The 24,412-nt window shown below is 62.2% G+C and carries 19 protein-coding genes and 1 riboswitch; of the genes, 6 read left to right on the top strand and 13 right to left on the bottom strand.

Annotated elements, in window-relative coordinates:
- Positions 1 to 204 precede the first annotated feature (204 nt).
- Positions 205 to 957: an alpha/beta hydrolase gene (locus tag HMPREF2836_RS00985; RefSeq protein ID WP_070629105.1), complete on the bottom strand. Its 753-nt coding sequence runs from the start codon at positions 955 to 957 to the stop codon at positions 205 to 207.
- Positions 958 to 1,051: 94 nt separating this feature from the next.
- Here HMPREF2836_RS00985 and HMPREF2836_RS00980 point away from each other — a divergent pair, with 94 nt between their 5' ends.
- Positions 1,052 to 1,867: a MerR family transcriptional regulator gene (locus HMPREF2836_RS00980; RefSeq protein WP_070629103.1), complete on the top strand. Its 816-nt coding sequence runs from the start codon at positions 1,052 to 1,054 to the stop codon at positions 1,865 to 1,867.
- Between the two features lie 131 nt (positions 1,868 to 1,998).
- Here the strand turns inward: HMPREF2836_RS00980 and HMPREF2836_RS00975 are convergent, their stop codons facing one another.
- From HMPREF2836_RS00975 to HMPREF2836_RS00965, 3 genes are all read right to left on the bottom strand, one after another.
- The gene (locus HMPREF2836_RS00975; RefSeq protein WP_049355077.1) at positions 1,999 to 2,349 is read right to left on the bottom strand and encodes a MerR family transcriptional regulator; all 351 of its coding nucleotides are present in this window, start codon (positions 2,347 to 2,349) and stop codon (positions 1,999 to 2,001) included.
- 354 nt (positions 2,350 to 2,703) lie between these two features.
- Positions 2,704 to 4,017, bottom strand: coding sequence for a homoserine O-acetyltransferase MetX (locus tag HMPREF2836_RS00970; RefSeq protein ID WP_210394324.1), 1,314 nt, complete (start codon positions 4,015 to 4,017; stop codon positions 2,704 to 2,706).
- A 189-nt stretch (positions 4,018 to 4,206) separates the two neighbouring features.
- On the bottom strand, positions 4,207 to 5,553 hold the full coding sequence (locus HMPREF2836_RS00965) for a bifunctional o-acetylhomoserine/o-acetylserine sulfhydrylase (protein ID WP_049347656.1): 1,347 nt from the start codon (positions 5,551 to 5,553) through the stop codon (positions 4,207 to 4,209).
- Between the two features lie 103 nt (positions 5,554 to 5,656).
- Positions 5,657 to 5,769, bottom strand: a riboswitch (SAM riboswitch).
- Positions 5,770 to 6,109: 340 nt separating this feature from the next.
- Between HMPREF2836_RS00965 and HMPREF2836_RS00960 the strand changes: the two genes are divergently transcribed.
- The 5 genes from HMPREF2836_RS00960 (at position 6,110) to HMPREF2836_RS00940 (ending at position 12,497) form a co-directional block, all read left to right on the top strand.
- Complete coding sequence (locus tag HMPREF2836_RS00960) at positions 6,110 to 7,096, top strand: ABC transporter ATP-binding protein (RefSeq protein WP_070629101.1); 987 nt, start codon at positions 6,110 to 6,112, stop codon at positions 7,094 to 7,096.
- Positions 7,093 to 7,953 carry an ABC transporter permease gene (locus HMPREF2836_RS00955; RefSeq protein WP_070629099.1) on the top strand — a complete coding sequence of 287 codons (861 nt, stop codon included), beginning with the start codon at positions 7,093 to 7,095 and terminating at the stop codon, positions 7,951 to 7,953. Before HMPREF2836_RS00960 ends, HMPREF2836_RS00955 begins: the two co-directional genes overlap by 4 nt.
- Position 7,954: 1 nt before the next feature.
- Positions 7,955 to 8,785, top strand: coding sequence for an ABC transporter (locus HMPREF2836_RS00950; RefSeq protein ID WP_070629097.1), 831 nt, complete (start codon positions 7,955 to 7,957; stop codon positions 8,783 to 8,785).
- Between the two features lie 75 nt (positions 8,786 to 8,860).
- Positions 8,861 to 10,081, top strand: coding sequence for a ribosome small subunit-dependent GTPase A (gene rsgA / locus HMPREF2836_RS00945; RefSeq protein ID WP_070629095.1), 1,221 nt, complete (start codon positions 8,861 to 8,863; stop codon positions 10,079 to 10,081).
- A gap of 238 nt (positions 10,082 to 10,319) precedes the next feature.
- Positions 10,320 to 12,497 carry a S9 family peptidase gene (locus HMPREF2836_RS00940; RefSeq protein WP_070629093.1) on the top strand — a complete coding sequence of 726 codons (2,178 nt, stop codon included), beginning with the start codon at positions 10,320 to 10,322 and terminating at the stop codon, positions 12,495 to 12,497.
- Between the two features lie 493 nt (positions 12,498 to 12,990).
- Here HMPREF2836_RS00940 and gatB read toward each other — a convergent pair whose 3' ends face one another.
- The 9 genes from gatB to HMPREF2836_RS00895 form a co-directional block, all read right to left on the bottom strand.
- A complete protein-coding gene (gatB, locus tag HMPREF2836_RS00935; RefSeq protein ID WP_049341656.1) occupies positions 12,991 to 14,496 on the bottom strand; it encodes an Asp-tRNA(Asn)/Glu-tRNA(Gln) amidotransferase subunit GatB in 1,506 nt (501 codons plus the stop codon).
- Entirely contained in the window at positions 14,496 to 16,100 is a 1,605-nt protein-coding gene (gene gatA / locus HMPREF2836_RS00930) for an Asp-tRNA(Asn)/Glu-tRNA(Gln) amidotransferase subunit GatA (RefSeq protein WP_070629091.1), read from the bottom strand. The genes gatB and gatA overlap by 1 nt, the downstream gene beginning before the upstream one ends.
- Before the next feature lie 15 nt (positions 16,101 to 16,115).
- Complete coding sequence (gatC, locus tag HMPREF2836_RS00925; RefSeq protein WP_070629089.1) at positions 16,116 to 16,412, bottom strand: Asp-tRNA(Asn)/Glu-tRNA(Gln) amidotransferase subunit GatC; 297 nt, start codon at positions 16,410 to 16,412, stop codon at positions 16,116 to 16,118.
- Between the two features lie 215 nt (positions 16,413 to 16,627).
- Positions 16,628 to 17,374, bottom strand: coding sequence for a transglycosylase family protein (locus tag HMPREF2836_RS00920; protein ID WP_070629087.1), 747 nt, complete (start codon positions 17,372 to 17,374; stop codon positions 16,628 to 16,630).
- Between the two features lie 696 nt (positions 17,375 to 18,070).
- On the bottom strand, positions 18,071 to 20,278 hold the full coding sequence (ligA, locus tag HMPREF2836_RS00915; RefSeq protein ID WP_070629085.1) for an NAD-dependent DNA ligase LigA: 2,208 nt from the start codon (positions 20,276 to 20,278) through the stop codon (positions 18,071 to 18,073).
- Positions 20,279 to 20,490: 212 nt separating this feature from the next.
- Complete coding sequence (locus HMPREF2836_RS00910; RefSeq protein WP_070629083.1) at positions 20,491 to 21,384, bottom strand: PP2C family protein-serine/threonine phosphatase; 894 nt, start codon at positions 21,382 to 21,384, stop codon at positions 20,491 to 20,493.
- On the bottom strand, positions 21,381 to 22,532 hold the full coding sequence (locus tag HMPREF2836_RS00905; protein ID WP_070616794.1) for an adenylate/guanylate cyclase domain-containing protein: 1,152 nt from the start codon (positions 22,530 to 22,532) through the stop codon (positions 21,381 to 21,383). The genes HMPREF2836_RS00910 and HMPREF2836_RS00905 overlap by 4 nt, the downstream gene beginning before the upstream one ends.
- A 324-nt stretch (positions 22,533 to 22,856) precedes the next feature.
- On the bottom strand, positions 22,857 to 23,345 hold the full coding sequence (locus HMPREF2836_RS00900) for a hypothetical protein (RefSeq protein ID WP_005508853.1): 489 nt from the start codon (positions 23,343 to 23,345) through the stop codon (positions 22,857 to 22,859).
- A gap of 108 nt (positions 23,346 to 23,453) precedes the next feature.
- A complete protein-coding gene (locus HMPREF2836_RS00895) occupies positions 23,454 to 24,395 on the bottom strand; it encodes a biotin--[acetyl-CoA-carboxylase] ligase (RefSeq protein ID WP_070629082.1) in 942 nt (313 codons plus the stop codon).
- Positions 24,396 to 24,412 lie beyond the last annotated feature (17 nt).

Genomic DNA, 24,412 nt, shown 5'->3' with positions numbered 1-24,412 from the left:
GCAGCGAAGCAAGGAGAAGCGGAGCGTCCGGGTGCGGCGGGTGCCCCTGCAGGAGCGGAGGAAGGGTATAGCGTCCCACCCACCCAGCCTCTGTAGGAACGAGGACGAATACCGCTTTCCGCGCGGAAGCAAATCCGTGCGGAAGCAAAAGCTCAACGTAAAGCCCCCGAGTCGTCAGACCCGGGGGCTTTACGTTTAGTCGATTTAGGAGTCAGAGCCCTCGGCGGCGCTGGTCGCCTCCGCAACCTTCTGCGCACGAATACGCGGTTCCTTACCCTGCACCTTCACCTCCAGGAACTCGCCCACATGGCGAATCTCCATGGCGCTCACGCCGTGACCCGCACCGGCATACAGCACCTTAATGCCGTCGGTGTACTTGCGGATCCAGTCGTAGGTGTAGTTCACCATCTCCTGCGGGATGACAGGGTCTTCCTGGTCGCGGCCGAAGAACACCGGCAGTTCGGTCTTCTTCAGCTCCTCGTCCTTGAAGTACGGCGAATCAGAATCTACCGCATAGCCGGACAGTCCCACTACGGCGGCGAACTCGCCGGGGGCGTGACGCACCATCGAAGTTGCGATGCCCATACCCTGCGAGAAGCCCAGCAGAGTCACCGAAGCATACTGCTCGCGGTTCGCGCGCACCCACTCCAGCACGTAGTCGCTCGCCTGCTCAATGGCGCGCTGGTCAGATTCGAGCTGCTGGTTCAGCGGGTACCACTGGTAGCCGATAGCATCTGCGGCAATGTAGGCGCCGGTCGAGTCCGCGGAGAACTGGGTGCCAACCGGCTGCGGTGCACGCATGGAGGCGTAGGTGAAGCCCTCCTGCGGAAGGTGCGCCGCCAGAGACAGCAAATCGTGCTCCTGGGAGCCGTAGCCGTGCAGCATGAGCACCAGGTGGGTGCCTGCACGTTCGTTCTCGGGGCGGGTGTATTCGACGACGTATTTGTTTTCGCTCATGCACCCATCTTAGCGAGGACTCCCCCACAAACCTGCACCGCGGGTTCCGCCGCTAGCTTGACCCTCACCTAACGTGAGGTTTTAGAGTGAAACCATGGACGCGAACATAACACCACCTGACGGGCAACACGAATACACCGTAGGAGAAGCGGCATCACTACACGGGCTAACAGTCCGCACGCTGCACCACTGGGAGCACCGAGGCTTACTCAACCCGGCACATGATGAGTTCAACGGGTACCGGTACTACACCGATGCAGATCTTGAACGAATCACCGTCATCATGGGGTACCGCGCCACCGGCATGAGCCTTGACGCCATTCGCAACATACTGCAGGACGAAGCGAACAGCACCGAGCATCTACTCGCTCAGCGGGATATGCTTCAACGCAAAATCGCCGCGTACGGGCGCATGCTTGAAACCATCGAACACCTTTTGGAGGACACCATGGCACCTAAAAATGAGCAGCTCAGCGCTGCCGAAAAAGCAGAGATTATGGGTGAAGGGTTCAGTCTCGCCCACCAGCAGGAAGCGCAGGAGCGTTACGGAAAAACTGACGACTGGGCTGAATACCAGCGCCGAACTGCAACGATGAACCGTGCCGACTGGCAGAACGGCAAACAGCAGGTTGACGAGGTAGAGCAGGCCCTCGTCGAGGCATTCAACCGCGGCGTGAAGCCGGGCAGTGAGGAGGCGAACGCACTCGCCGAGCGGCACCGCGCCTCCCTGTTCTTCTTCGAGGTCACCCCCGCTAAGCACGCTATTCTAGCCCGCGGCTACGTTGAGGATGCCCGTTTCAAGGCGCACTACGAGAAGCTTGCGACCGGGCTCGCGGAGTGGTTGCGGGATGTCATCTACGAGAATGCTCGTGCACATGGTATTGACCCGGAAAAAGCGGCTTGGGGTTAAACCTACGGGCTGAAAATACCCAGTAGCTAGGGGTGAGTAGCCGAGCATGCCAGCTGAGCACAGAAAAACGCCCGGTATTCCCAACGTTGGGAATACCGGGCGTTTATACGCGTCTGCAGAAGACTAGTTACCTAGCGGGTGCTGTCGAGGTGACGGCGGTGCTCCTGAATACGGCGATCCAGGTGCTCAAGGTTCTGCTGCAACCCCACAATCTCATCCTCAATCTTCTGACGGGCACGCTCCATCACATCAATGGATAGGGCGTGGTCGTCCGGATTGCTCAAAATCGTGCGAATGTCGGCAAGACTCATGCCGGCCTGACGGCAGGTAGCAATAAACCGTGCTGCGGAGATAGACTCCTCATCAAAAATACGGGTTCCGTGAGCATCACGGGGCACCGCAATGAGCCCCTCTTTTTCGTAATATCGCAGGGCGTGGGTGCTCACCCCCAACTGCTCCGCTACCTCTTGAATACTTACCACAGCGTTAATGCTATGGGGTTAGAGCTGGTCTAAAGCAAACCGAGAACCTTTACCTTCCGGTGCAACAGGAGGTTACTTCGCGATATCTCGCGGAGGTTTCGCAAAACACCCGAAAAACCGGAAAATATTCCCTGACTTGGCATAACACTCTTCATAAAGATAGAAAAAATGCCGGACACTCGCATCATACGAACGCCCGACATTTTATTACATAACCCTATGGGTGAAGGTTAATTCACGGTGGGCGGAAGGACAGTTGAGAATACCCAGTCATTCCCTCACAATCCCACACCCACTGTTTGGATAAAACAACATTCAGCAGGATGCGTGAAACGCCTTCGGGCGCCGGTCGAGTTAGCGATTAACAGCGCCGTACAGACGAGTCATCGATTCCAAAGCTTCACGTTCACGCTGCGCCTCACTCGGGGCGGCGGATTCATCTTCAACGCCGAGGGCGCGCGCCAGAATCTTCTCCACCTGCTTCGCCTCAATCAAGAAGCCGTCATGGCCGTGGTTCGACTCGATAATGTCCACGGGCACCGGGGTGGGAAGCGCCTCCGCCAGGCGGTGCGACTCGTGCGGGAAGAACAGACGGTCCGTGTTCACCGCCGCAATCGTCCACTCGCAATCGGTGTGCGCCAGCGCCTGTGCCAGAGTGCCGCGGCCACGAGCCACATCGTGCGAAATCAGCGCCTCATTCACAGCCAGGTAGCTGTTCGCGTCAAAACGCTCAACCAGCTTAGCGCCGTGGTGGTCCAGGTAGCTTTCAATGGCGTAGCGGCCACGCGGCTCACCCAGCGAACCGCCCACAGTGTTTTCGCCGCGGTTCTCCTCACGGCCGAAGCGGTGCTCCAGCTCTGCGGGGCTGCGGTAGGTGGTGTGCGCGATACGGCGCGCCAGAGCCAGACCGGCAGTCGGTGCAGGACCGGCATAGTAGTCGCCACCGGCAAAGTTCGCATCCGAACGAATCGCAATGTTCTGAGTGTGGGCCCAGGAAATCTGCTCCGCCGTAGCCGAAGGACCGGAGGCGATGACCGCGCATCCGCGCACCAGCTCGGGGTTGGTTGCCGCCCACTCGAGGGCGCGAGCGCCACCGAGGGAACCACCAATCACGTAGCGGAAACTCGTCACGCCCAGTGCACGCGCCAGACGCGCCTCAGCACGCACCGAGTCGCGGATGGTGACGAGCGGGAATCGGGATCCCCAGTGCTCGCCGGCGCCCGGGTAGCCTTCGGGAATGATGCTGGCCGGACCGGTCGAACCGTAGCAGCCGCCCAGAATATTGGGGGCAACGACGAAGTATCGGTTGGTGTCGATGACCGCGCCGGGACCCACGATGCCCTCCCACCAGCCGTCGGATTCGATAGCGCGGATGAGGGGCGCGGGCATGTCCGGGGTGGGCACGCCGCGGGAGACATGCGTGTCACCGGTGAGTGCGTGCAGGATGAGGATGGCGTTATCGCCGGTCTCGTTGAGGGTACCCCAGGTTTCGTAACCGATGGTCACCTGCGGCAGGGTCACGCCGGACTCGAGCTCCAGGTCGCCGATGTTCAGCTGACGCAGATAGCCTTGCGCTTCGGGGTGCTCGGTGCGGGTGCCCGCCACGGGGATGGGTGCGGTGACAGGCTGGCTGGTAGTGCCGGACTGGCTAGTGCTCTGGGTGGTCATGGGGTTCCCTTCACTGGGTTGGTCGGCGAGGTGGTGCCGGGTGTGAGCGGGGTACTCGTCTGTGGGTAGAAGAAGCAACAGATTGGGCGGCAGCAACGCCGCACAGTTACAACATGCTCCGTAACGGGGAATCCGCAGGTGGACCGAAAAGCCGTAGCTTGCCGGTCCACCTGCGGGTTGCATCACCGTTTAGGAGAGGGTGTCGAAGCCCAGCTGCAGGTCGGCGAGAATGTCGTCGATGTTCTCGATACCGACTGCCAGGCGGACGAAGTTCGGGTACACGCCAATCTTCTCCAGTTCCTCAGCGGAAAGCTGGGAGTGGGTGGTGGAGGCGGGGTGAATCACGAGCGAGCGCACGTCACCGATGTTCGCCACGTTGGAGTGCAACTTGAGGGCGTCCACGAAGTCGCGGGTCTGCTCCAGGGTTGCGTCCTTGAGGGTGAAGCCGAGCACCGCACCGGGGCCCTTGGGCAGGTACTTCTGTGCACGCTCGTACCAGGGGGAGGATTCCACGCCAGCCCAGATGACCTTCTCGACCTGCGGGTTTGCTTCGAGCCAGCGGGCGACCTTGGTGGCGTTCTCGATGTGGCGTTCGATGCGCAGGGAGAGGGTCTCCAGACCAATGCCGATGTTGAAGGCGTTGGTCGGGGAGATGGCGGCGCCGGTGTCACGCAGCAGGGAGACGCGCGCCTTCAGGATATAGGAGAGGTTCGCGCCGAATGCGGAGTCCTTACCCAAATCGCGTGCGTAGACCAGGCCGTGGTAGCCGGGGGCGGGCTGGTTGAACTTGGGGAACTTCTCGGGGTCTGCACCGTAGTCGAAGTTACCGGAGTCAACGATCACGCCGCCGATGGAGGTGCCGTGGCCGCCCAGGTACTTGGTGGCGGAGTGGACGACCACGTCTGCGCCGTGCTCAATGGGGCGCAGCAGGTAGGGGGTGGGCACGGTGTTGTCCACGATCAGGGGCACGCCGTTTTCGTGGGCGATCTTGGCGATGGGCTCAATGTCGAGCACGTCGTTGCGGGGGTTGGGCACGGACTCGCCGTAGAAGAGCTTGGTGTTGGGGCGGACTGCGGCGCGCCATGCGTCCAGGTCGTCCGGGTCCTCAACAAAGGTGGTTTCAATGCCCAGGTCGGCGAGGGTGTACTTGAGCAGGTTGTAGGTGCCGCCGTACACGGAGGGCGAAGCAACAACGTGGTCGCCTGCACCGGCAATGTTCAGGATTGCGTAGGTAATAGCTGCCTGACCGGATGCCAGCAGCAGCGCGCCTACGCCGCCTTCCAGGGAAGCGATACGGTTTTCGATGACTTCCTGGGTGGGGTTGTTGAGGCGAGTGTAAATGGGGCCCAGCTCGGCGAGGGCGAAACGGTTCGCTGCCTGCTCGGCGCTGTCAAAGACGAAGGAAGTGGTCTGGTAGATAGGTAGTGCCCGAGCTCCCGTTGCGGCATCCGGCGCCTGACCTGCGTGGATCTGGCGGGTTTCGAACTTCCAACCGGCGGGGTTGGCGGGAGTCGGGACGGTAGTGTTGTTGCTCATGCGTGGCTCCTATTGGGGATTCTTAAGGGGCCGCATGCCGACGGTACAGGAATCGTCGTCGAATAATCCTGTCACGATTGATGTACCGGTTTCGGTCACATCGGTCCCGCGCTTGCGTCACGCTTGTGCGTGCCGCCCGGTCTTCACCCAGGGCACCCCACCGCGGAGGAGGGTTGCCGGCCAGCTAGCTGGGGCTTATCGCTGGCGCTCTTGACCTGTTATTTAGAGTGTCATAGGGCACGGGGCGGGGTCAAGGATTTTGTGGGTGCGCGGTACTTTAAGACATTTCATTGCAAAGATGACGTTTTTTAACGTCTGTCATAAAACGCGAACGACGGTGCCGGGGCAATCCGAGGACGAGGCAATCGAGATGCGGAGGCGGACACCCACCATCCACACAGTAACCCCCATCACTTTTATCTACGGTTTTTCGGTACACTGAAATGACACATACACTCACGCAGGGTACAACTCGCTACGGCTCGCTACGCCGTTTATCCTGCTCAGCATCCCTCCGGTATAGGGGCCAGAGGGTCATACCCGAAGGTTACCTACCATGTCTCTTGTTCTTGATGCGGCGCAGCTCAGCCGCGTCTTTGGCAAAGGTGAAAACGCTTTTACCGCCGTCGACCGGGTGTCGCTTCGCGTCAGTTCCGGTGAGATTCATGCCCTCCTCGGCCCCAACGGTGCGGGCAAAACGACTACCGTGCAGATGTGCTCGACCCTGCTCACCCCCACCGGCGGTAGCCTCACCGTGAACGGTATTGACGCCATCACCCACCCGCAGCGGGCGCGCCGTCACGTGGGCCTCGCGTTGGGCGGGGAGAACGGCTTCTACCCGCGCGCCAGTGCCCGCGACAATCTGCTGTTCTTCGCCGATGTTGCGGGGGTTTCCGGGCGGACCCGACGACACGAGGTGGAGCATGCCCTAGCCCGTGTGGAACTCACCGATGCGGCAACGCGGCCTGTCCAGGAGTTTTCCCGCGGCATGAAGCAGCGCCTACATATTGCCCGCGCCCTGCTCGGCTCCCCCGCCCTGCTCCTGCTGGATGAGCCGACCAACGGGCTCGACCCCGATATCGCCCTAACCGTGCGAACCCTCATCCGCTCCCTCGCGGAAGACGGCGCCGCCGTTCTGCTGACGAGCCACCTACTCGGCGAAATCGAGGACCTGGCGCACACCATCACCGTGTTAGGCGCCGGTTCCGTCGCCGTGAGCGGCAGCCTCGAAGACATCGCCGCGCACGCCGGCATTGCCGCCACGACCGTGGTACAGGTCGAGGCCACCGCCACCGAGGGCCTTGATACGCTTCGTGGGCTCCTCGGCGATAAGGCTACGGTGCTCTTCGCCCCGCGCGGTTCCGGCTGGGAGCTCACCCTCTACTGGCACGGCGAGCGCACCACGTTCGAGGCGGGAGAAGCTCACCGCATCCTGGCGGAGGGGCTCGCCGCCGCGAACATTGGGGCACGGACCGAACCGTACACGCGCCCGGCAACCCTGGAAGAGGCATACCTGGCGATGGCGGAGGGGCTCAAGCGATGAACGTGAAGACGCGACGTTCGGAAGAGTTCCAGCGGCGGGGTCGACGGTACGACCTGTGGCAGGAGTGCGCCCGCCAGCTGCGGCTCATGGGATTTAGCCTGCGCCAGTTCCTGACGGTCCCGTACTTTATTCAGCTGCTTATCAGCACGGTGCTCGGGTCGGTCATCCTTCAGGCGCTCGCCGTGCATGCGGCGGCGCAGAGCTCCGAGGGTCACTCCGTTGACCCGACCCTGGCGTGGACCCGCGCGGGCATTGTGGGCATGTGGTCGGTCTGCATCGTGTCTGCGGGCATTATCAATTTTGAGCGCTTCCGCGGGACCCTCGTGTACCTGTGTTCGGGGTCGATTTCTCCGGTGCGGGTGCTGGCGGCTATCGTTTCGAGCGCCTCCATCGTGGGTCTGGCGGCCCTGCCCCTATCGTGGGCGGTTTGGGCTCTTGTGACGCTCAATCCGCAGGTTACGGACTTTTCAGCACTCTGGCCGCGCTACGTTCTGGGCATTCCCCTGCTGTGGCTTGCGTGCCTGTCGGTTACGTTCATGATTGCGGTGTTCTTCGTGGCGACGCCGAACGCTATCGCCTACGAGGAGCTATTGCTCGTGCCGGTTTTTATTCTTTCCGGGGTTCTCTTCACGACCATTGAGGCGCCCGCCTGGCTGGATGCCGCGGGTGTGCTTATTCCCCTGCAGGCGCCGGTGCACCTGCTACTTGGGCGTACCGCCATCACTACCCCGGCGGATGCACTCTTGCCCGTAATTCAGACCCTGGTCGTGAGCTTCATCTGGGCGTTGTGTGCTTTCCTCTTTGCTCGGAAGGCTCTTGCCTCCGCCCGCCGTCGCGGCACTCTGGGGGCGATGTAGCGTGCATGTTCTCTCTTCTGCTGCTCTGCCTAGCGTGGCGCGTCGGGCACTGTCTACCGCCTCTATTGGCTGGTCATCTTCTATTACCTTCGCAACCCTCGGAACGGCTGTCACGACCCTGATTCTCGTACCCGGTCTTAACGTGCTTTTCACGGTGCTTCTGGGTGCTGATCTTGCCGCGAACGATACGGTACGCATCGGCTGCGCGTCTGCTCTGATTGCCACCCTCAGCTCCGTGGCAGCCGGTATTGTCGCGCGCGTTGCCACAGACCGGTGGATTGGCGTCTTCGAGTACGTGTGTACGGCTCGCCCGGTGGATGCGGGCTACTGGCTCGGTGCGGCGGCGGTACCCGCGTTGCTGGCTTCCGTGACGGGTCTGAGCAATGTGGGTATCGTGTGGTTGTTGTCCCTCACGGCGCCCTCTACCGGCGCGAGTTCGGGGCTTCTGCTGGGCGCTCTTGCGCTGATGCCGGTTGCGGTTCTGGGCGGGGTCTGCCTGGGTATTTTTGCTGCCGGCTTGGGCCTGTACCTGTCGGATCCGTACACGGGCTCGAATGTTCTATCTATTGTTCTGCCGGTCAGCGCGGGCGTGATTGTGCCGGTGAGTACCTACCCGACGTGGCTTGCCTGGGTGTGTTCCTGGGTTCCCGGGTCCCGGCTGGTGCAGGTTTTAGATGCCTCTAGCGGTATCGCGAACGGCACCGCGCCGGAGCTTTTCGCGCTCCTGGCGGCAGACACAGCCCTGGCAGTACTCTACGCCGTAGTGGGGTTGGGGCTGACTTTGCTTGCCGCCCGCCGCATCCGTGCCGGCGCCCGCGCATCGCTGTTGTAAACGGTGAACCCTGAAAAAGAACGAACCTTTTAATCACCCGCTATCCGGGCGCCGCAACCAAGAAAGACTATTCCTGTGACCATTGCTCCCGCTTCATACACCTTAGAGACCCTAGGGTTCGACCCTTCCTGGCAGGGTTCAGCAATCCGCGCCGCGTTCACCCTCGGCGGTACCCTCGAAAACTTTACCCTCGCCCGTGTCAGCGCCGTGCACCGCACCCGCTGCGAGCTACTGACCTGCGAGCGGGGTGAGCTCATTAAGCTTTCCGCTCCGCTGCGTCCGGTTGAGAACGACTACGGCGAAGAAGAGTACCCCGTCGTCGGCGACTGGGTACTCACCCAGCCCATCCCTGGAACCGGTAGCGATAGCCAGCCCGCGGAGCACAAACCCCTCGCGATACTGCCCCGGCGAAGCTACCTCACCCGACCCAGCGCCACCCGAGAATCCGCAGATCAGCCTGTCGCCGCCAACGTGGATATGCTCTGCATCGTTGAGCCCTGCTTCCCCGAACCGTCCATTGGGCGAATTGAACGCTACACCGCCCTGGCGCACGCTTCCGGGGTGCAGGTCGCGCTGATTCTCACCAAGGGTGACCTGGTAACGGCCGAACAGCTCACCAACTACAGGGATTCCCTCGCAGGTGGTGTGGATGCGGTACTCGCCGTCTGCACGGACAACGGCTACGACCCTGCCCCGGTGGCGGAGCTTGTCGCCGGACGCACCGCCGCGTTCCTGGGCCGTAGCGGCGCAGGAAAATCCACCCTGGTCAACGCCCTGCTCAACCCCGGAGTTGACCCCCGCGAGGATAGCCAAGAATATCAGGTGCAGGTCACCTCCACGGTCCGAGATGCTGACGGCAAGGGGCGCCACACCACCACCAGCCGCCAGATGCTTGTTTTGCCCAGTGTGGAAAGCTCAAGCGAAGGAGACTCGACCAACGCAAAATCATCATCTGGCACGGTGCTGATCGACACTCCGGGCGTACGAGCCCTCGCCGCCACGAGCGATAGCTCCGCAATTGATGAGACCTTTGACGATGTCTCCAGCTACGCCTCCGCCTGCCGGTACAGCGACTGCTCCCACGGCTCCGAACCCGGATGCGCGGTACAGCAGGCGCTCGCCGACGGCGCTCTCGACCCCGAGCGCTTCGAACGCTACCGCAGGATGATAGCCGAATCCGCGCGTCTACGCCTGCGCTCTCAAGAACGTGAGTACAGGCAAAGTAACCGTGCCTTCACGAAGGCGAATAAGGCGGGCCGCCGCACCCTCATGTCCATTAAGGGGCGCGCTAACTAGCCACTGAACGCGCACGTTGCGGCGAGGCTTCGGTGAGACTTCAGCTGGGCTTCCACAGGCTGAGCCGGGCGACCCCGCACAAGCCGCAATATAGTAGCCTGCCTCACTCTTCGATACACTAGAACTAGGCGTGCCCACAGTCCCCCGCGCACTCTCACCGCCACCCGGCGGCACAGGAACGCGGGCGCAGACGGCACACACCATTCACAAACCCATAACTCATGAAAGAGGTGGCAGCATGGCTGAACAGAACCTCACCCCGCCCGTACCGAAGAAGGTCGAGCACCGCCGCGAACACCACGGCGACGTCTTCATCGACCACTACGAATGGCTCCGCGACAAGGAAAGCGAAGAGGTCCTCAACTACCTCAAGGCAGAAGCCGAATACACCGAAGCTGTCACCGCAGACCAGCAGCCCCTCCGCGAATCCATCTTCAACGAAATCAAGGGCCGCACCCTGCTGTCAGATCTGACCGTCCCGAACCGTATCGGTGACTGGTGGTACTACAGCCGCATGGTGCCCGGCGGTCAGTACCCCGTCTTCTACCGCTACCCCGCCCTGCACGAAGGCGACGAGGTGGTGCGCTACACCCCGCCGACCGTCACCCCCGGCGAAGTACTCGAGGGTGAAGTCGTCATCCTCGACTGCAACGAATACGCCAAGGACATGGAGTTCTTCTCCCTCGGCAGCTTCCAGCCCGCACGTAACGGCAAGCTGCTGAGCATCTCCGTGGACGAAAAGGGCGACGAACGCTACGAGCAGCGCTTCCTCAACATGGAAACCGGCGCCTTCCTCGAAGACACCATCCCCAACATTGCGGCGGGCTCCTTCTTCATCAACCACGCCGAACAGCTCATCTACCTCGTCCCCGACGAGTCGTGGCGCCCCTGGCGTGTCTACGTGCACGACGTCGGACAGGGCACCGAAGACCACCTGATCTATGAGGAACCGGACAACACCATGTGGCTCGGCGCCGCCATGAGCTCCGACCGTTCCTCCGTGGTCATTACCAGCTCCAACTCCGAGTACACGGAGGTGCGCCTCATCCCCACCCGCGAACCCAAGGGCGAGCCGACCCTGCTCATCCCCAAGAGCGCGGGCATCGAATACTACGCCGAGCCGCTCAACATTGCCGGCGAACAGCACCTGCTGATTCAGCACGACTACAATGCGCTGAACTCCGAGCTGGTCCTCGCAGACATGCCGCGCGAAGGTGAAAGCCTCGAAGAGTACGCGCAGCGTTGGGTACCCGTCATCCGCCACAGCGAACACGTACGCCTGGAGGGCTTCACCTTCACCGCAACGCACCTGGTCGTCACCGCCCGCGCGGACACCACCACCCGCATCTTCCTCGCACCGCGTGAGCAGCTGCCCATCCAGTGGCGCCGCCGCCGCCCCGCCGGCGTGACCTTCATGGAGCCTGCCGGCTTCGACGAGGAACTGTACACCGCCTCCGTGCTGCGTGCGGAGAACTACTCCCCCGTGCTGCGCATCGCCTACACCTCGTACCTGACGCCGCGCCGCGTCTACGACTACTTCCCCATGTCGCAGACCCTGCTGCTGCGCCGTGAAACCCCGGTACTCGGCGGCTACAACCGCGAGGACTACCGCGCCTACCGCGACTGGGCACCGGCGGAGGACGGCACGCTCATCCCAATCTCGGTGATTCACCGCGCCGACCTGGACATGAGCAAGCCACACCCGGTCATCCAGTACGGTTACGGCTCGTACGAGTCGTCCATGGACCCGATGTTCTCCATCCCGATGCTGTCGATCCTGGACCGCGGCGTCATCTACGTCATCGCACATATTCGCGGCGGCGGCGAGATGGGCCGCTCCTGGTACCAGAACGGCAAGAAGCTCGCGAAGAAGAATACCTTCACCGACTTCGTGGACGTCACCAGCTACATTGCGGCTAAGCCGTGGGCTGATGAGGCGCGTATCGGCTGCTACGGCGGTAGCGCCGGCGGCCTGCTCATGGGCGCCGTCGTGAACCTCGCCCCCGAAAAGTACGCCGCCTGCCTGGCTGCCGTACCGTTCGTGGATGCGCTGACCACCATCCTCGACCCGGAGCTGCCGCTGTCGGCAATGGAGTGGGAAGAGTGGGGCAACCCGATTGAGGACCCGGAAGTGTACGCCTACATGAAGTCGTACACCCCGTACGAGAACATTCGCCCGGTCCGCTACCCGGCGATTGCTGCGGTGACGAGCCTGCACGACACCCGTGTGCTCTACGTGGAGCCTGCGAAGTGGGTTGCGGCGCTGCGTGAGCAGATTGACCCGTCGTCGCCGGTGCCGCTGCTGAAGATTGACATGTCGGGCGGTCACGGTGGTGGTTCCGGCCGGTATACGCGTTGGCGTGAGATCGCGTGGGATTACGCGTTCCTGATGAGCAACCTCGGCGTTACTGAGTAACACCCAGCAATAGAGAATGCTCCTTCTATATCTTGAAGATATGGAAGGAGCATTTCTCGTTTAAGTACATTGTATTGCTGGAGGGACGGTGCTCGTCCTCGTTCCTCCCCTCACTAAGCAGGGGCGGGGCGCCGCATATTTCCTCCGCGCCTACGCAGGGGCACCCGTCACCCGGACGCTCCGCGCCTCCTCGCTCCGCTGCGGAGAGCGTCCGGGCTGACACCCTGAGGGCGCATCCGGAAAACGCGGCCGCACCCGCACAGTACCCCAGCGCGGAAAGGCGGTATCGTCCGAAAGTGACATCAGGGTGCCCGAAGCGAAGCGAGGGCGGGTTCCCTGTAGGAACGAGGACGATAACCGCCTTTCCGTGCGGAATCTAAGCGGAACCGTGCATCCCGCGCAGAACCTGGAATGGGGTAAAGCACGAAAGAGGCGCCGCCTCCCACCTCGGGAGACAGCACCTCTTTCGTTAGAACCGGGTCAGCGGAAAAGCTTAGCCTTCCACGCCGCACTCAGCCAGAATCAGCTCACGCACGCGAGCGGCGTCAGCCTGGCCACGAGTAGCCTTCATGACCTGACCGACGATAGCGCCAGCAGCCTGAACCTTACCGGCGCGAATCTTGTCGGCAACGTCGGGCATTGCTGCCAGTGCCTCCTGGACGGCTGCGGTGAGCGCGCCGTCGTCAGAGACCACGGCGAGGCCGCGTGCCTCAACGATTTCGGCGGGGGTGCCTTCACCGGCGAGGACGAACTCGAGCACCTGGCGGGCGATCTTGTCGTTGATCTTGCCTTCGGAGATGAGCGCTTCGAGGGCAACCACGGTTGCGGGCTCCACGCCGAGGGCGGTGAGCTCAACTTCAGCCTGCTTTGCGCGGCGGGCGATTTCGCCCATCCACCACTTGCGGGCTGCTGCTGCGGTTGCGCCTGCGGCGACGGTCTCTTCGATAACGTCGAGTGCGCCAGCGTTGACTACGTCGCGGAACTCTTCGTCAGAGTAGCCCCACTCACCCTTGAGGCGGCGGCGGCGTTCTGCCGGGGGTTCGGGCAGTTCGGCGCGCAGACGCTCAATCCATTCGCTGTTGGTGACGACCGGTACGAGGTCCGGTTCGGGGAAGTAACGGTAGTCGTCAGCGTCGGACTTGGGGCGACCCGAGGAGGTTTCGCGGGTGTCTTCGTGCCAGTGGCGGGTCTCCTGGGTGACCTTTTCGCCGCGTTCGAGGATCGCTGCGTGGCGGCGAATCTCGTAGCGGACGGCGCGCTCGACGGAACGGAGGGAGTTCACGTTCTTGGTTTCGGAGCGGGTGCCGAACTTCTCTGCGCCCTTGGGCATGAGGGAGACGTTGGCGTCGCATCGGACGTTACCGCGTTCCATGCGGGCGTCGGAGATACCGAGGGAGCGGACGATGTCGCGGATTGCGGCAACGTAGGCGCGTGCCAGTTCGGGTGCACGCTCGCCGGCACCGACGATGGGTCGGGTGACGATCTCAATCAGGGGCACGCCTGCGCGGTTGTAGTCGACCAGGGAGGAGGTTGCACCCTGGATTCGGCCGTCTGCGCCGCCGACGTGGGTGAGCTTGCCTGCGTCTTCTTCCATGTGAGCGCGCTCAATTTCGACGGTGAAGATGGTGCCGTCTTCGAGCTCGACGTCCAGGGAGCCGTTTTCCGCGATGGGGCCGCCAGCCTGGGAGGTCTGGAAGTTCTTCGGGGAGTCCGGGTAGAAGTAGTTCTTGCGGGCGAAGTAGGACTTGTCTGCGATCTCGCAGCCCAGTGCCAGGCCGAGCTTGATGGCGGACTCAACAGCGGTCTTGTTCACCATGGGCAGCGCGCCGGGCAGGCCGAGCGATACGGGGGTGACGTTGGTGTTGGGTTCGTCGCCGAACTCGTTGGGTGCAGAGTCGAACATCTTGGTTTTGGTGTTCAGTTCGACGTGCACCTCGAAGCCGAGGACCGGGTCGTACTTTTCGATGGCTTCTTCGAAGCTGAGGACTTCTTCACTCATTACTTGGTTCCCCCAAAGTCAAAGTCGCGGATCAGAGTTTCGGTGTCGGGCAGGCTCTTGTAGAGCGGTGCGCCCCATTTTGCGGTGAGCAGTTCTTCCAGTGCTGCGCCGACGCGGTAGAGGCGTGCGTCTTCGCGTGCGGGTGCGGTGAACTGGATGCCGACGGGCAGGTTGTTCTCTTCGGAGAGGCCGCCGGGCAGGGAGAGCGCCGGGACGCCTGCCAGGTTGACGGGTACGGTTGCGACGTCGCCCAGGTACATTGCCATGGGGTCGCCTTCGGTCTTCTCGCCGAGCTTGAACGCGGTGGAGGGCGCGGTCGGGGAGATGAGCACATCGCACTTTTCGAATGCTGCTGCGTAGTCGCGCTGGATGAGGGTGCGCACGCGCAGTGCGGCGCCGTAGTAGGCGTCGTAGTTACCTGCGGACAGTGCGTAGGTGCCGAGGATGATACGGCGCTTCACCTCGTGGCCGAAGCCGGCGGCGCGGGTGGCGGCCATGACTCGCTCGATGGTGACGGGGCCGTCCTCGGGCACGACGCGCAGGCCGTAGCGCACGCCGTCGTAGCGTGCCAGGTTGGAGGACACCTCGGAGGACATGATCATGTAGTAGGCGCTGATGGCCTCGGTGACGGAGGGCAGGGAGACCTCAACGACCTCTGCGCCTGCGGCACGTAGCTCTTCGACGGATTCGCGGAAGCGCGCGAGCACGCCTGCTTCGAAGCCTTCGCCGTCGCCGCCGCCGAGCTCCTTGATGACGCCGACGCGCAGGCCGGAGAGGTCACCCTTGCGGGCTGCTTCTGCGCCTGCCTTGGCTTCTTCGGCGAAGTTGCCGGGCGTATCGGGCAGAGAGGTGGAGTCGAGCGGGTCGTGACCTGCGATGGCCTCGTGCAGCATGGCGGTGTCGAGCACGGTGCGGGCGACGGGGCCTACCTGGTCGAGGGAGGATGCCATGGCGATGACGCCGTAACGGGAGACGGAGCCGTAGGTGGGCTTGACGCCGACGCTACCGGTCAGTGCTGCGGGCTGGCGGATGGAGCCACCAGTGTCGGTGCCGAGCGCCAGGGGTGCCTGGAAGGCGGTGACGGCTGCTGCGGAGCCGCCGCCGGAGCCGCCGGGTGCGCGGTCGAGTGCCCAGGGGTTGCGTACTACGCCGAATGCGGAGTGCTCGTTGGAGGAGCCCATTGCGAATTCGTCGAGGTTGGTCTTGCCGAGGATGGGCATGCGTGCTTCGCGGACCCTGCGGGTGACGGTGCCGTCGTAGGGGCTCATCCAGCCTTCGAGCATGCGCGATGCTGCGGTGGTGGGCTGGCCCTTGGTGACGATGAGGTCCTTGACGGCGATGGGTACGCCTGCGAGCGGGGGCAGTTCCTTGCCTGCTGCGCGGTCTGCATCCACTGCTGCTGCGGTGGCGAGTGCTTCTTCGGCGTTGATGTGCAGGAAGGCGTTGAGGCCGCTCTTACCGTCTGCACGGTTGTCGCTCAGGGGTGCGCCGTCGGTGGCTGCGATGCGGTCCAGGTGTGCCTGGGTGAGCTCGACGGAGGTGATTTCGCCGGATGCGAGCTTTTCTGCTGCTTCTGCGGCGGTGAGCTGGATCAGTTCGTTCACTTGGTTGTTCTCCTCTTAGTCTTCGTCGAGGATTGCCGGCACGCGGAACTTGCCGTCCTGTGCGTCGGGGGCGCCGGAGAGCGCCTCTTCCTGGGTGAGGGTGGTGACGGATACGTCTTCGCGGAAGACGTTCTCGAGGGGGATGGGGTGGCTGGTCGCGGGGATGTCGGCAGTTGCTTTCTGCGACATGGTCTCAACGGATGCGACGATGACGTCCAGCTCAGACGCCATCGCGGTGAGTTCTTCATCGGTCATCTCAATGAGTGCCAGCGATGCCAGGTGCTTTACCTGTTCAAAGGTGATGGCAGACATGGTTCTCCCGTAGTTTGTTTTCTTGTCTCTTCTCTAGTGTAGTGGAGGTTGCGTTTTCCGTCTCATTGGGGGTTGGAGGGTTTACCTGCTGGTTTGCGTGGTCAGGCGGTGTTCTCCTCCCCTATTTTCGGGTTAAATGCTCAACGCCCCGCTCCTCGTGTGAGGTGCGGGGCGTTGGGCTACAACGTGTCCACGTTACGCTTGGGGGTTAATCCTTAGGCGGGGATGGTCAGAACCTGGCCGGGGAAGATCAGGTCAACGTTGTAGATGATGTCGGTGTTCGCAGCTGCGATTGCCTGGTAGCCGCCTGCAACGCCGAGCTTTGCAGCGATCAGCGAGAGGGAGTCACCGGGAACCACGGTGTAGGTGCCTGCTGCAGCCTTGGGAGCTGCAACGGGAGCTGCTGCTACGGGAGCCTCAGCTGCCGGTGCTGCTGCGGGAGCTGCGGGAGCCTCAACTGCGGGTGCAGCGGGAGCTGCTGCGGGTGCCTCAACTGCTGCGGGTGCAGCCTGAGCTGCAGGAGCTGCGGGTGCAGCCTGTGCCGCGGGAGCGGTGTAGGTCTGCTGGGTCTGCGACTGTGCAGCCACGGTGGTGGTGGGCTCGGTGTAGGTGGGAGCTGCGCCGGTCTTGCCGTAGAGGCCAAGCTTAGCGGAGCATGCGGGCCATGCGCCCCAGCCCTGGATAGCGAGCAGACGCTCGCCAGCCTCGATCTGCTGTGCACGGGTAGCGGTCGCGGGGGAGCCGGACATGCCGACGCCGTTCCAGGACTGCTGGGTGAACTGCAGACCGCCGTAGAAGCCGTTACCGGTGTTGATGGACCAGTTGCCACCGGACTCGCACTGTGCCAGTGCGTCCCAGGTAGCACCGTCTACTGCGTTTGCAGCGGGCATCGACATGGTAGCTGCTACAGCGCCACCGATGGCGAGAGCTGCTGCGGTACGACGAATGGAAGTGTTCTTCATAATGCTCCTTGGGGCCGTCCCCGCTCGTTCCGTCCCCGGAACTCTAGCGCGCCGCCGCTCACCCTTTGATAACGAAGTAGGTTACTCATATTCTGGCTCTACCATGTGAGCGGCTCTCCACCGATTTCATGTCACCGTGAGCGATTCTGCACTTATGTGCGGAATCCGGGTGGCACTTCCTCGATGGGGACGTGCGGTAGAACCGGGCATCGTTTCAAGCATTCCAAGCTTGAAACCACACAGGTGATTCTCTTGCGAGAATCCATCTGGTCTCAAAGATAGCCGAGGTTTTTTATGATTCCAACCCGATTTCAAGTTCACAGCGAACGTCCCGGGTTCTCCCAGGGTTCTTCCAGGTTAAAAGTGCAGGAAACATTATTTAAGACCTTGAGCCCCGCGCGCCTTAGGGTTTTCGCCCCTGAATTTCGGGGTTTTCTAGGGATTTAACCCGGATGCGCTCCCCCGCCGAGTTTTCCGATTTGGGGTTGACGGGCACCACCTTTAAGGGTTTTGAACGGCGTGTAAATATTTTTTAAATATTTCTTCGCTTTGGGAGTGTTTTAAGGCGCTTCCGCCTTAAAAGCTGTGGTAATTACAAATGCCAGAAATTGGCATTCAGGCTCTGGAGCACGCACTCCAGAGCCTGAATGCTCTATATATTGCAGGGGTCAGATTCAGATGACCCCGCTACCGGGTCTACTCGGCGGTAGCCTCAACAGCCTCCAGGCCGCCCTCGAGCAGGGCGGTGAAGCCCTCCTCATCCAGCACCTTCAGTCCCAGCTGCTGAGCCTTATCCAGCTTCGAGCCGGCGTTCGCGCCCGCAACCACAAAGTGGGTCCTCTTAGACACCGAACCGGATGCCTTACCGCCGCGAGAAATAATGGCTTCCTTCGCACCGTCACGGGTGTAACCGTTCAGCGTGCCGGTCACGACCACGGTCAAGCCTTCCAGGGTGCGTTCCACGGACTCGTCACGGGTATCTTCCATGCGCACACCGGCGGCAGCCCAGGAGTCCACCACCTCGGCGTGCCAGTCCTCAGCGAACCACTCAATAATCGAGTCGGCAATCGTGGTGCCCACACCGTCCACAGCGGCAAGGCGTTCACGGTCAGCCTCGCGGATCGCCTGCATCGAACCGAACTCCGCGGCGAGCGCGCGGGCAGCGGTCGGGCCCACGTGGCGAATCGAGAGGGCAACCAGCACGCGCCACAGCGGCTGTTGCTTTGCCTTCTCCAGCTCGGCGAAGAGGTTCAGCGTATTCTTCGTGGGCTTCGGCTCGGGGCGTGCCTTGGTCGGCTTGGTGTAGAAGTAGGGCACGCGCTCCATCTTTCCGGTGCCCACGCCCTTGACCTTCTTCTCACGTTCGATGGTGACCTCGCGCAGGTCCTCAATGTTGAGGCTGAACAGGTGCGCCTCGGTCGTTAGCGGAGGAGTATCCGGGGTTGCGGGGCTGGTGAGTGCCTTTGCTGCTTCGAAGCCGAGCGCCTCAATGTCGAAGGCGCCGCGGCTTGCCGCATAGTACACGCGCTCGGTCAGCTGCGCGGGGCAGGAACGGGGGTTCGTGCAGCGCAGGTCCACGTCGCCTTCCTTGCCGGGGGCAAGGGGCGAACCGCAGGAGGGGCATTCACTGGGCATGACGAACTCGCGTTCGGTGCCGTCACGGAGGGCAACCACGGGGGCGACGATCTCGGGAATCACGTCGCCTGCCTTGCGCAGCACCACGGTGTCACCGATGAGCACACCCTTAGCCTTGACCACATCCTGGTTGTGCAGGGTGGCGCGTTCGACAGTCGAGCCTGAGACGAACACGGGCTCCATGACGCCGTAGGGGGTCACGCGGCCGGTGCGTCCCACATCCACGCGGATGTCCAGCAACTTGGTGTGCACCTCTTCGGGCGGGTACTTGTACGCCACCGCCCAGCGCGGCACGCGGGAGGTGTAGCCCAGCTGAGCCTGGGTTGCGAAGTCGTTGATCTTAATAACGATGCCGTCAATTTCGTGCACCAGGGAGTGACGCTGCTCGCCGTACTTGTTGATGAAGTCGAACACTGCCTCGGTGTTAGCGGCGATTTCGCTGTAGGGGCTCACGGGCAGACCCCAGGAGGCGAGCAGATCGTAGGTCTCGTACTGGGTGGCAATATCCAGGCCGGTGCGCGAACCGATGCCGTGCACGTACATGCTCAGCGGGCGCGAGGCGGTAATCGCCGCATCCTTCTGGCGCAGCGAGCCTGCCGCCGCGTTACGCGGGTTAGCGAAGGGGTTCTTGCCGGCGGCGATCATGGACTCGTTGAGCTTCTCAAAATCAGCGGAGGAGATGAACACTTCGCCGCGGATTTCAATCTCTTCGGGGTGGTTCTCGCCGGTCAGCTGCTGCGGAATGCTCGCAATGGTGCGCACGTTGTGGGTGACGTCTTCGCCGGTGGTGCCGTCGCCGCGAGTTGCCGCGCGTACGAGGGTGCCGTTGCGGTAGAGCAGGTTCACCGCCAGGCCGTCGATCTTCAGCTCGGTCAGCCACTGCGGTGCGCTACCGGTGAGGTTCCGGGCGCTCTCTTCGGTCTTGGTCAGCCAGGCGCGCAGCTCTTCGAAGGAGAAGACGTCCTCGAGGGAGTACATGCGCTGCAGGTGGGTGACGGGCGCGAAAGCTTCGATGGCTTCGCCGCCGACTTCCTGGGTGGGCGAGTCGTTGGCGATGATGAGCGGGTGCTCCGCCTCAATGATTTCGAGGCGGCGGTAGAGCTTATCGTACTCGGCGTCAGAGAGGAAGGGCGCATCCTCGTTGTAGTAGGCGCGGCGGGCGGCACGAATCTTATCGGTCAGTTCCGCGTACTCAGCACGCAGGGCCTCGGTAATCTCTGCGGTGTTCTCGGCGGGGGCAGTCTGCTGGGTGGTGTTGTTCTCAGTCACCCGTCCAGTCTAGCGTTTTTGCTCCGCCTCTCCCCTATCGCTCGTCATATTGCTCAGGTCCCGCCAGCGCAAACACTGGCGTAAGAACACCGTAGCTACTTCCCGGATTGCGCTTCCTTAGTTTCTGTACGCGGACGCAATTCACCCCCGCCTTCTACAAGCACTCGCATGAGCACCCATAGAAAATGGGGGTGAATCAACAGGTATGAAGTTTAGGCTTCGACAGCGTCAGCAACAATCACGGTAATGTTGTCGCGGCCACCGGAGCGTAGCGCCTCGTGCTGGAGCACGTCAGCGGCGTCCTGCGGGTGGCGAATCGAAGTGAGCACACGCGCCATGTACTCGTGCGAAAGCTCACCGGAAAGGCCATCGGAGCAGAGCATCAGGCGGTCACCCGGACGAGCGGGCAGAACCCAGAAGTCCGGCTCCCAGTAGTTACCGGTACCCAGCGCACGGGTAATCACGTTGCGGCGCGGGTGGGTCAGCGCCTCCAGGGCGGTAATCTGACCTTCATCGACCAGGTACTGCACCTCGGAGTGGTCGCTAGTGACCTGCTCCAGCGAGGCGGAGCCCTCGGAACCGGGCAGCTTCTCCATGGCGGAGTGGTGAATACCCTCGTCCTCACGCAACAGGCGGTAGGTGCGGGAGTCACCCACGTTGAAGATAACCCACAGGTTACGGTCGCCAATGCGGGTCAGCCATGCACCCGTCACAGTCGTACCGCCGGAGCGGGAAAGCGCCTGCTTAATCTCCTCGTTAGTTTCGCCAATGATGTCGTGCAGGCGGTTGAGGGTGCCCACAATTTCGTTGTTAAGCAGGGTGTTCGCGCGGCGGCGGCGCTTGGTGGGGTCTTCCTCGTCAATAGCGGCCAGGCGCTCAACGTAGGCCTGCTGTTCCTCTTCGCTACGGCCACCGGGCATGGTGAAGAAGGGCGAGTAGGCGAGCTGACGCACGCACAGGCGCGAAGCAACCTCGCCCGCCTCGTGGCCTCCCATGCCGTCCGCGACCACGCAAAGGGAACCTGCGACGACCATCGAATCTTCGTTATTTTCTCGATGTGCGCCGCGGTGCGTTGCACCACCGGTACGTAGTTTCAGTTCAGTCATGAGAGGTCTATCTCCATTGTGTAGTTCACGCGACGAGTCACCGCCACGGGGTCTACGTTACCAAAGCTTCTAACGTTTCGCGTTCCTTGAGAGGTGAGAGTATAGCGATTTCCCACCTGTCGGAGCGTGTTTGCTGTCTCATTATCGGTCAGCACGGTACCCGGTTCAGCCAGGGAAACCAGGCGAGCAGCCAGGTTCACGCTGGAGCCGTACACGTCACCGCGGTTCGCCAGGACCTCGCCCCAGATGAAGGCGACGCGGGAGTCCGGCAGCTGCGGGTCGGCACCGATTTTTTCGGACAGACGCAGGCTGATTTCTGCGATAGCGTCCGGGGTTTCGGTGAGGAAGAAAACTTCGTCACCGAGAGTCTTAATAATGCGACCACCCAGGGGTGCGATAACGTCCAGGCAGCTCTGCTCAAAGTGGTTGATGAGCTGAGAAAGTGCCGCTGCATCCAGGTTACGCACCAGGGATGTGTAGGAGACCAGATCCACGAATCCCACGCCACGCACCAGGGGCAGGCGGGAAAGGCCGGAGGTGGTCACATTGTTCTCACGCAATCCCAGGCGCAGGATTCCGGCGTACATCTGACGGCGGTATGCGTACAGCGCCAGACGCTCGAGAACCTCAAGGTAGCGTGGGAAGTCTTTAAGAAGCTTGCGGCGGGCATCATTATCGCTGAGGTTTTCGGTGACCATGATGTTGTGCACGAGCGCCTCAATCTGCCAGGCGACGGTGCGGTCGGTCAGTTGACCTTCGGCGCGCACGAGGGATGCCACATATTCCATGCGGATGTCGCCTTCTGCGTCCAACTTCTGTAGGTCGGCTAGCATCTGCACGTCTGTTTCAGTGAAGTAGGGCGAGTGGTTGGGAATCGTCGGGAAGCCCATGTTGTGCCAGATGCGCTGGGCGGTTTCGAAGGGAAGTCCGGCGCATTCTGCGGCTTCTACGGGGGTGTAGCGGCGACCCTGTCCCAGGAGCGACTTTTCGAGGGCTCGGATTCCTGCTTTGGATTCCTCGTCGCGGTAGATATTATTCTGCGCGAGATTCTGCAGGATTTTGAGGTTGAGCATTTGGGTTTCGGGGCCCATGGTGGCGCCGGTGTCCTGCGGAGAGTGCGCAGGTTCATGGCGGTCTGCCGTGCTCATTGCCGCTGCCGCTCCTTTCATCCCTGCCGGAAAATACTGTCCGGTTTATACCGTGGTGGCGCTAGGTTACGTGGTACACCGTTGTGCTCTGCGGGTTTCGCATTGCGTCACTGCGATGATGCTCACCGTGTAGCGCCTTGTTAATATACCCCTCCGCTGTGGTGTTTGGGTCACAAAAGCGCCCGCACCCTAGGATAGTTTAGTGGAGTAATTCACATTTAAGAATACTCTAGTCCGCATTTTTTCGGCAGATTTAGCGGCGAGTTTAGGCTCTGAGCCACCCCGATGGTTCCCTCCCAACTCGGTCACAGAGGCGATGAAGCCCTAAATATAGCGAGCGCGCAGGGCGTAGTAGTCGCGTCGGGCGGCTTTAATTTCTTTTTCAAAGCGCTTGGGATCGGGCACGTAGGTCAGGCGGTGGTGCACCCCGCGGCACACCACGTACACCGACCCGTACCCCAGCCAGGCTCCCGGACCGGGTTGTTTTGCCCAGCGCTCCCCCATGGAGTCCAGGTAGAGCGACTCATCTCCGCTGCGGGTCATGATGCCGCGGCGCACCACGAGCCGGTGGGTGGTCAGCAGGTAGTAGGTGGTTGCCCAACGCCAGGCGGTGCGCACGGCACCGAGCAGGGTACCTACCGCACAGATTGTGCCGAGAGTCCACAGAATCGGTGAGGACCGTGCCGTGGAGGCGAAGGTTGACGCGGCGATTGCAACCAGCAGGTAGGCAAGCGTGGGCAGCAGGGCACCGTAGTGCTGTCGGGTCGCAATGATGACATGCTCACCGGGGTTGAGTTTTCCGCGCAAACGCATGGTGTTCCTTAGCTGTGCTGGTTGTTGTATTCCGGCTAGAGGCGCCGGTTGAGGTGGTGCGGGTTCGTTGAGTGTAGCCGTGCCGGGCTGAAATTTTAGGGGCTGCTTCTAGTGTGCCTGCTGAAAATCTCCGTAGCTACCGTTGGCGGGGCGAAGGTGCTCAATATCGCCCACCGCGTAGGGCTCCAGGGTTCCGTCCTCGCGGCAAATAAGGATGCGCCCCTGCGCGTCGAGGTCTTCAGCAACGCCTTCTACGGTGCTTTCGTCGGGCAGGCTCAGGCGCACGCTGGCTCCGAGGGTTGCGGTGGCAGCGCGCGCCTGGTCAAGCAGGCTGAGGCTCTCCGGGTTGAGCGGGTCGGGGCGTTCCGGGTCGCCGCCGGCGCGCACGAAGGCGCGGTAGCGGCGAGCGAAGATGCTCAGCAGTCGGGTGAGGACCTCGGAGGAGTCAACCGCGGCACCTGTGCATAGACTCAGGCTGGTGGCGGTGGGTACGGGCAGCTGTTCGGCGGACATATTCGTGTTCTGACCGATGCCCACAATGATGCTGCGCTGCCCCTCGGTGGAGCCGCTTTCAGGGACGAGCTGGGCGAGGATTCCACAGCCTTTGGCTCCCTGTGCGATGACGTCGTTGGGCCATTTGAGGGCTGCGTCCACGCCGTAGCCGCGCCAAATATCGACCACGCTGAGCCCGGCGATGAGGGTCAGCCAGTGGTAGCTGTCTTCGGGTAGCTCTCGGGCGAGCGGGTCTGCAGAGGCGTGCGGGCGCACCACAATGCTTGCGGCGAGGCAGGCCCCGGGAGGGGCAGTCCAGGCGCGGGCGAGGCGGCCGCGTCCGGCACTTTGGTAGAGGCTGGCGTAGACGGAGAGTTCACCGAGCTGTTCGCGTTCGGGGTCGGTGCCGTCCATGAGTAGTTCGCGGGCGCGGGTGGTGGTGGAGTCGACTTCATCGTAGAGGTTGACGCTGGAGTAGCCCGCATCCAGCGCGATGGTGCGGATGCGCGGCGCATCCAAAACCGAATGGTCACTCTGGGTGTGTATATTCTTCTCCATAGCTTGCGCCTTTCTAC

It is taken from the genome of Rothia sp. HMSC065C12 (genome assembly GCF_001812085.1).
GTDB lineage: Bacteria > Actinomycetota > Actinomycetes > Actinomycetales > Micrococcaceae > Rothia > Rothia mucilaginosa.
The sequence above is the reverse complement of the archived record's forward strand: the minus strand, read 5'-3'. Positions and strand labels throughout refer to the sequence as shown.

Coding starts and splice junctions, on each gene's coding strand:
- HMPREF2836_RS00985 (WP_070629105.1), bottom strand. CDS start 957: ATGAGCGAAAACAAATACGTCGTCGAATACACCCGCCCCGAGAACGAA.
- HMPREF2836_RS00980 (WP_070629103.1), top strand. CDS start 1,052: ATGGACGCGAACATAACACCACCTGACGGGCAACACGAATACACCGTA.
- HMPREF2836_RS00970 (WP_210394324.1), bottom strand. CDS start 4,017: ATGACCACCCAGAGCACTAGCCAGTCCGGCACTACCAGCCAGCCTGTC.
- HMPREF2836_RS00965 (WP_049347656.1), bottom strand. CDS start 5,553: ATGAGCAACAACACTACCGTCCCGACTCCCGCCAACCCCGCCGGTTGG.
- HMPREF2836_RS00960 (WP_070629101.1), top strand. CDS start 6,110: ATGTCTCTTGTTCTTGATGCGGCGCAGCTCAGCCGCGTCTTTGGCAAA.
- HMPREF2836_RS00955 (WP_070629099.1), top strand. CDS start 7,093: ATGAACGTGAAGACGCGACGTTCGGAAGAGTTCCAGCGGCGGGGTCGA.
- HMPREF2836_RS00940 (WP_070629093.1), top strand. CDS start 10,320: ATGGCTGAACAGAACCTCACCCCGCCCGTACCGAAGAAGGTCGAGCAC.
- gatB (WP_049341656.1), bottom strand. CDS start 14,496: ATGAGTGAAGAAGTCCTCAGCTTCGAAGAAGCCATCGAAAAGTACGAC.
- gatC (WP_070629089.1), bottom strand. CDS start 16,412: ATGTCTGCCATCACCTTTGAACAGGTAAAGCACCTGGCATCGCTGGCA.
- HMPREF2836_RS00920 (WP_070629087.1), bottom strand. CDS start 17,374: ATGAAGAACACTTCCATTCGTCGTACCGCAGCAGCTCTCGCCATCGGT.
- HMPREF2836_RS00910 (WP_070629083.1), bottom strand. CDS start 21,384: ATGACTGAACTGAAACTACGTACCGGTGGTGCAACGCACCGCGGCGCA.
- HMPREF2836_RS00905 (WP_070616794.1), bottom strand. CDS start 22,532: ATGAGCACGGCAGACCGCCATGAACCTGCGCACTCTCCGCAGGACACC.
- HMPREF2836_RS00900 (WP_005508853.1), bottom strand. CDS start 23,345: ATGCGTTTGCGCGGAAAACTCAACCCCGGTGAGCATGTCATCATTGCG.
- HMPREF2836_RS00895 (WP_070629082.1), bottom strand. CDS start 24,395: ATGGAGAAGAATATACACACCCAGAGTGACCATTCGGTTTTGGATGCG.